At 70.7% G+C, this 3,898-nt stretch carries 3 protein-coding genes; 2 read left to right on the top strand and 1 reads right to left on the bottom strand.

The window, feature by feature from the left end; translation table 11 throughout:
* Positions 1–1,170 (top strand): Ig-like domain-containing protein (locus FNH05_RS39830; protein ID WP_144592967.1); only part of this gene is annotated, 1,170 nt, incomplete at its 5' end.
* 228 nt (positions 1,171–1,398) lie between these two features.
* The gene (locus FNH05_RS34070; protein ID WP_246128111.1) at positions 1,399–2,013 is read left to right on the top strand and encodes a hypothetical protein; all 615 of its coding nucleotides are present in this window, start codon (positions 1,399–1,401) and stop codon (positions 2,011–2,013) included.
* A gap of 312 nt (positions 2,014–2,325) precedes the next feature.
* Here the strand turns inward: FNH05_RS34070 and FNH05_RS34065 are convergent.
* A partial coding sequence (locus tag FNH05_RS34065) for a lanthionine synthetase LanC family protein (protein WP_186382877.1) occupies positions 2,326–3,898 on the bottom strand: 1,573 nt, incomplete at its 5' end.

Below are 3,898 nucleotides of genomic sequence, written 5' to 3'. Positions count from 1 at the left end.
TTCACCGCCACCGTCAGCCCCACCACACCGCTGCCCACCGGGGCCGCCGGACCCACCGGCACCGTCACCTTCACCATCAGCGGCAACGGACCGGCGCTCACCGCACCGGTCGACCCCGCCACCAGACAGGCCAGCGTCAGCGTCAGCACCCTCACCGCGGGGACCCACACCATCACCGCCACCTACAGCGGCGACACCAACTTCACCGGCTCCACCACCTCCACCACCCAAACCGTCGACAAGGCCGCGACCAGCACCACGGTCACCACGACCCCCAGTCCCTCGGTATACGGCCAAGCAGTGACCGTCACCGCCACCGTCACCCCGACCGCGCCCCTGCCCACCGGGGCCGCCGGACCCACCGGCACCGTCACCTTCACCATCAGCGACGACGGACCGGCGCTCACCGCACCGGTCGACCCCGCCACCGGACAAGCCGCAGTCAGCCTCGACACGCTCAGTGTGGGCAGCCACTCGGTCACCGCCGCCTACAGCGGCGACGCGAATTTCACCCTCTCCACGGCCGCCGGGGTCACGGAAACCGTCGGCAAGGCCGCCACCGACACCACACTGACCGCCCTGCCCAATCCCTCCACCTACGGCCAATCGGTGACCTTCACCGCCACCGTCAGCCCCACCACACCGCTGCCCACCGGGGCCGCCGGACCCACCGGCACCGTCACCTTCACCATCGACGGCACACCGAACACCGTTGCCCTCATCGGGAACCAGGCCACTTACACCATCGGTGGTCTCACGGTAGGCAACCACACGGTCGTCGCCACCTACGACGGCGACACCAATTTCACCGGCTCGACGTCAACCACCCTTACGCAGGTGGTGGAGAAGATCAACACGACGATGACCGCCGTACCGGGCAGCATCGTCCGCGTCGGGGGCGGCTACCGCATCCCCGTCCTGACCGGAGTGCTCGTCAACACGAGCACCCGGGCCGGAATCCCCGGCAAGAGCGTCACCTTCACGGTCACCGTCGCCGGGGTGACCACCATTCTGGGAAGCGCCATCACCACCACCGGAGGTGCGGCTACCCTCACCAACGTGCCAGTGCCGCCGAACCTGCGCTCGGCCCGCAGCTACACCGCCACCTTCGCCGGGGATGCCCTCTACACCGCGGCGTCGGCCACCGCTCCGTTGACGTTCACCGGGTAGGCCACGCGGACACCGCGAAGAACCCGGAAACCATGGAAAACCGTTGGCGCACCTAGTAAACTGAGTGAGATGTGCGAAGCACATCGAGCGTCGCGCCATCGAACTCGAGCATGACGGGGAAGGTCAACGCAGAGTTTGGTGGACCTCCGGGGCCGATGTCAAGTCCTTCGGCCCCGGCCGGCGCTCCGGAACGCCGAACGGAGCATGGTGGACGGCAAACCCGGTATCGTGAACATCGGTGGCCTGCAGTGGCTGGACTACGCCCAGGCCGGACCGCGCAAGGCCATGTCACTGGTCAGGGAACAGAAACGTCAGTACCTCACCCCACAGGGACCTGCCTGGGTCAGCTATTGGCCCCTGCTCTCCGGATTCCGGCGGGCGGTCAGCAGTCCCGAGCCCGCGGCCGAACTCGAGCGGGTGATCGCCGGGGTCGCGGGGAAGGACGACTGGCGGGAAGCGGTTTACCGGCAGTGCGTGCAGGGATTCCTCCAGTTGCTGCCCCGCGGCGCGACCGGCGTCCCTGCCGCCCGGGTCACGTGGGCGGAATCGGACCTCAGGGTCACCCTGCGGCACCTGATCGGCCTGCGGCTGCGCAACGACGAGTACGTGGTGGTGGCGCCGTACTGCAAGGAACCGCCCCTGACCCAGGAAACCGCCGAGGTGCTCCTCCACCTGATGGAAGGGCTGATCGACTCCATCCTGCCGGGGGCCACCCCCGTCGTGTTCGACACCCGGCACGGCCGCCGTTTCCGCCTGCACCGGCGGACCAACCGCAACCAGCTCGACGCCTACATCAGGGGCCTCGCCGCGGGATACCTGCGGCAGTGGTCGCTGGCGGCCTGAGCCGAGCGTCCCCTCCCACCAGACCCGCGCCGTGAGGGGACCCCAGGGCCGTGAGGGGACCCCTCACGGCCCTGGTCGCGGGACTCCGGCCAAGTCGGCCTTTGCGGATTGCCGTGAGGGGGCCCCTCACAGTCGATACGACCGTCAGGGGACCCCTCACGGCAGTGTCCAACAGGGACACGAGCGCACGAGGGTGGGACTCGGACTGCGGAAGGTGTGTCGGGCACGGCCGAGCCGAGCCGCCGGGCCCGGCTTTGCCGGAGCCCTGGTCGACACGACCCGTGAGGCGTCCCTTCACGGCAAACCGCGGCTCTACAACGTCGCCGCCGGGGGTGTCCAATCCACTGTCCACAAGCGAGCACCCGAACGCCGGTGCAGGCGCCGCAGGAAGGACAGCACGCCCGACGAACCGGTGGCCCAGTGGCTGCTCGCGGAGTCCAGCGAGTTGTCCGGGAACCGGGGCCGCTCCGGCGATCCCGCGGCGCGCAGCAGGATCAGCTCGGCCACCGTCTCCGCGCCGCGCCAGAATTCCTCGTTCCCGGTGGCCAGCGCGACGTCGACGAGCGACTCGCCGATCCCCGCCAGTCCACAGCACTGCGAGACCACCCACGCCTGCGGCGCCATGGCTAGACAGGCGCGGGCCCCGTCCTCGGCCAGTGCCAGGAGGCGATCGTCGCGGTACCAGCCCGCGGCCGAGACCAGCGCCGACACGATCCCGGACAGTCCCTGGCACCACGAGGCGCCCATCGCGCGTGCCGCCGGACGCTCCAGTGTCGCCACCAGTTCCGGGGTCTCGGCGGCCAGACCCTCGAACAACGACGCCGCCCGGGAGCCCGCGTCGGTGTCGCCGGAAGCCCGGTGGTAGGCCGCCAGGAACGTGGCGATCCCCGCCGTGCCGTGGGCGAAACCCGACTCGACGCAGACGCCCGAACCCGGTTGCGCCGGGGCCACCGCGTCCTCGGCTTCGGTGACCTCGCCCGCCACCAGCCGCCGTGCGCATTCCGCGGCCACGCCGAGGTGCTCCGGCCGCCGCGTCAACTGCCAGAGGATCAGGTGCCCGGTGCCGATGCCCGCGGCCCCGTGGATGTAGTCGGCGCGCTCCCGCTCGCCCAGTACGACCGGCTCCCGTTGCGGCACTGGGCCCCCGGCGAGCCGGGCCGCCTCGAGGAAGACCTCGGTACCGGTGCGGCCGAAGTACAGTGCGGCGGGCAGTTTGGCCGGCGGGGTCATCCGCACCGTCCAGGCCGCGAGTTCGGTGGCGAGGCCCGCCGTCCGGGGGTGGTGCAGCAGTTCCATGCCCAGCCCGGCCGATCCACTGTAGACGTTCGTGGCGGGGGGCGCCGAGCGGCGATCCGCCGCGGCCGGGTCCATCAGCCGCTCGGCGTGGCGCACGCACTCGTCCACCGTGTGCTCGAGGGCCGCCTCGAGCAGATCACCGGAGAGCACGATCCGGCGCGCCGGTCCGCGGTGGGCCGTGACCTCGCTCGCCCGGTGCCCTCCCGCCCGGATCACGGCGACGGCCGCCGCACGCTCCGCCGGGTCGAGGTCGAGCAGCCGGGGAATCAGGCCGAGTACTCCGGTCCGCGCGTCCGGATGGAACCGCGCGAAACATTCCAGCGTCCGTTCGAGATTGCGCACCGGATCGGGGTCCATGAGGATCGGGTTCATCCCGGTGGCCGCGAAGAACAGGGTCGCGCCCAGTGAGAAGTAGTCGTCCCCGGGCTCGGCGGGCCGGTTGGTGTGCTGGTCCGGCACGCTGTACCCACGGGTCCAGCCCCGGATCTGGAAGCCGTCGTAGGCGCTGTTGCCGAAGTCGATCACGGTGTACCGGCCGGACTCGCCGCGCACGATGTTCTTCGGTGAGAAGTCGCGCACGACCACACCC

Origin of the sequence: Amycolatopsis rhizosphaerae, assembly GCF_007713715.1 — a bacterium.
GTDB classification, from domain to species: Bacteria; Actinomycetota; Actinomycetes; order Mycobacteriales; family Pseudonocardiaceae; genus Amycolatopsis_E; species Amycolatopsis_E rhizosphaerae.
This window is presented reverse-complemented; position numbering and strand designations above follow the sequence as displayed.